Here is a 2,509-nt window from a genome sequence, read left to right as displayed (position 1 = left end):
GCCGGGCCGGTTCACCGGCCGCAGGCCCGCACGGCCGGGCGCTGGCCGCACTGGAAGGTGCGGCGCCCATGCTCTTGCCGGCGCAGCACAGGCACCTGCGGCGCTGGTTCGACGAAGGCGCCACGGCGCTGGGCGCGGTATGGCGCAGGCGGCTGCTGGCGGGCCGGGTTCGCGAATGCCACGGCGACCTGCACCTGGCCAACGCGGTCGACCTGGACGGGCAGGCCGTGGCATTCGATGCCATCGACTTCGACCCGGCGCTGCGCTGGATCGACGTGGCCGAGGATGCGGCCTTCGCGGCCATGGACTTCGCCGCGCGCGGCCGGCCGGACTACTGCTGGCGGTTCCTGAATGCGTGGATGGATGCCACCGGCGAGCAAGAGGCGGCGGGCGTGCTGCGCTACGCGCTGGCCTACCGGGCCCTGGTGCGTGCGCAGGCCGAGTACATGCGCGGCGGCCGCTGCGCCCAGGCGAGGGCCTACGCCGCGGCAGCACTCGCGTGGTCCCGCCCCGCGCTGCCGCGCCTGGTGATCATGCACGGGCTGCCCGGCACCGGCAAGACTTTCGAGTCGCAGCGGCTGCTGGAGCGGCAAGGTGCGCTGCGCGTGCGCTCGGATGTCGAACGCAAGCGTCTGTTCGGCCTGGGCGCGCTGGAAAGTTCGCAGGCCCGCGGCATGGACATCTACGCGGGCAACGCCACGGCCCGCACCTACGGGCGGCTGCTGGAACTGGCCCGCGGCATCCTGTCGGCGGGCTTCACGGCGGTGATCGACGCGGCCTTCCTGATGCGGCATGAACGCGATGCTGCCCGGCAGCTTGCGCGCGAATGCGGCGTGCCCTTCGAGATCCTGCCGTGCGAGGCGCCGGAGGCGGTGCTGCGCCGCCGGCTGGCCGGTCGCGTGAACGATGCCTCGGAAGCCAACGCTGCGGTGCTGGTGCGGCTGGCAAGCGCGATGCAGGCCTTGGAACCCGACGAGCGGGATGCGGTGCGCGTGCACAGTCAATCGCTCAGCACGCGCTCCCTCACCACTTGAGCGCCGGCCGGCAGCTGCCAGCTCGAATGCGGATGCAGCGTGGCCGTGTCGTAAGGGCAGGGCGTCGCGTCCGGGCGCTTGCCCCTGGAGCGCTCGACCACGATGGGGCTCGCTTCGTAGATCCGGTCATGGCGAGAGAGCCGGTAATCGACGACCAGCCACTCCGTGTCGGTAATGAAAGTTGTCTTCAGCATGCGCCACTCCTCCAGGCAAAACCCATTGATGCCGAATGAACGCTGGCCCGTCCGGTGGGCGGATGCGGGCCTCGCAGGCGAATGCTAGGCAACTCGGCGCGGGTCGTTGTTGATCTATCTCAAAGCCTGCCGGGTCCCCCCGCGGCTAGGGCGTTTCGCGCCTGCAGGTCCGAATGCCGAACAGCGAGTAGATGGGGCATACCGAGGCAAAGCCGGTCACGAGTGGAAGCAGTCCGAGGTAGCCCCAAGCGCCGATCGTTCCGGCGAAGGCAAGGACGATGAGCAGCGTGCCGACACCGATGCGGGCAGAGCGATCAATGAGGCCGACGTTTTGTTCCATGTGCACCTCCTTAAGAACGAGGAGGCATGGTGTGCATGAGGCCCGCAGGTGGCCTTGCGCTGGATCAAGCATCCTGTCGAAAGGCCTCGGTCCCGAAGAAGGCGGCCTCCGCTTCCAGGGCCCGCTCGATGTTCTGCGCCTGCCGAAAGCCGTGCTGCTCGCCGGCAAAGAGCAGGTACAGCGCCGGAACGCCCCGCGCCCGCAAGGCCGACACCATCTTCTCGGTCTGGCTCGGCGGCACGATCCGGTCCTCGGCGCCCTGGAAGAACGCGACGGGCACGCCCAGCCGCTGGGCATGATGCACCGGGGCACGATCGAGGTAGGCCTGCGCATCGGAGATCGGGCCGACCAGCCAGTCCAGGTAGCGTGATTCGAACTTGTGCGTGTCGTGCGCGAGCGCGCTCAGGTCGCTCACGCCGTAGTGGCTCGCGCCGGCCCGAAAGCGCCCTCGGATGGCCAGGTCCTCGTGGGTGAGGCAGCGCAGCGCGGTGAAGCCGCCGGCGCTGCCGCCGGTGATCACGATGCGGTTTGCGTCGACCCGCCCCGTGGCCGCCAGGTGGGCCGCCGCGGCGGCACAGTCCTGCGCATCGACGATGCCCCACATTCCCTTCAGGCGCTCGCGGTAGGCGCGGCCATAGCCGGTGCTTCCGCCGTAGTCGACATCCACCACGGCCACGCCGCGGCTGGTCCAGAACTGCGTTCGCAAGTCCAGGCTCCTGGATGCCGCCGAGGTGGGCCCGCCGTGGCACTTGACCACCAGCGGCGGCAAGGTGCCCGGCGGCCCGCGAAAGCTGGCATTCGCCGGCGGATAGAACAGGGCGAAGGCGCTGTCGCCTTGCGGCGTCGGGTACTCGATGAGCTGAGGCGCCGAAAGGCAACCCCGCAGTGCCGGCTCATGGGCCGCGCTGGCGCCGCGCCACGCCACGCTGGCGGCGCCGGCG

Annotated in this window: 4 protein-coding genes; 1 reads left to right on the top strand and 3 read right to left on the bottom strand. The window is 70.3% G+C overall.

Annotation, left to right across the window (positions count from 1 at the left end):
- A partial coding sequence (locus VSO01S_RS26265; RefSeq protein ID WP_153305457.1) for a bifunctional aminoglycoside phosphotransferase/ATP-binding protein occupies window positions 1-1,034 on the top strand: 1,034 nt, incomplete at its 5' end.
- On the opposite strand, the gene VSO01S_RS26940 is transcribed toward VSO01S_RS26265, so the two are convergent.
- The 3 genes from VSO01S_RS26940 to VSO01S_RS26255 form a co-directional block, all read right to left on the bottom strand.
- Entirely contained in the window at window positions 1,001-1,228 is a 228-nt protein-coding gene (locus VSO01S_RS26940; protein WP_084242139.1) for a hypothetical protein, read from the bottom strand. The two genes, VSO01S_RS26265 and VSO01S_RS26940, sit on opposite strands and share 34 nt — an antisense overlap.
- 145 nt (window positions 1,229-1,373) lie before the next feature.
- The gene (locus VSO01S_RS26260) at window positions 1,374-1,568 is read right to left on the bottom strand and encodes a YgaP family membrane protein (RefSeq protein ID WP_068645687.1); all 195 of its coding nucleotides are present in this window, start codon (window positions 1,566-1,568) and stop codon (window positions 1,374-1,376) included.
- Window positions 1,569-1,632: 64 nt separating this feature from the next.
- The coding region (locus VSO01S_RS26255) for an alpha/beta hydrolase family protein (protein WP_153305456.1) at window positions 1,633-2,509 on the bottom strand (877 nt) is incomplete at its 5' end.

Origin of the sequence: Variovorax soli NBRC 106424, from assembly GCF_001591385.1 — a bacterium.
GTDB lineage: Bacteria > Pseudomonadota > Gammaproteobacteria > Burkholderiales > Burkholderiaceae_C > Variovorax > Variovorax soli.
This window is presented reverse-complemented; position numbering and strand designations above follow the sequence as displayed.

Excerpts from the sequence above, each read along its gene's own strand:
- VSO01S_RS26940 (WP_084242139.1), bottom strand. The coding sequence starts at position 1,228 with ATGCTGAAGACAACTTTCATTACCGACACGGAGTGGCTGGTCGTCGAT.
- VSO01S_RS26260 (WP_068645687.1), bottom strand. The coding sequence starts at position 1,568 with ATGGAACAAAACGTCGGCCTCATTGATCGCTCTGCCCGCATCGGTGTC.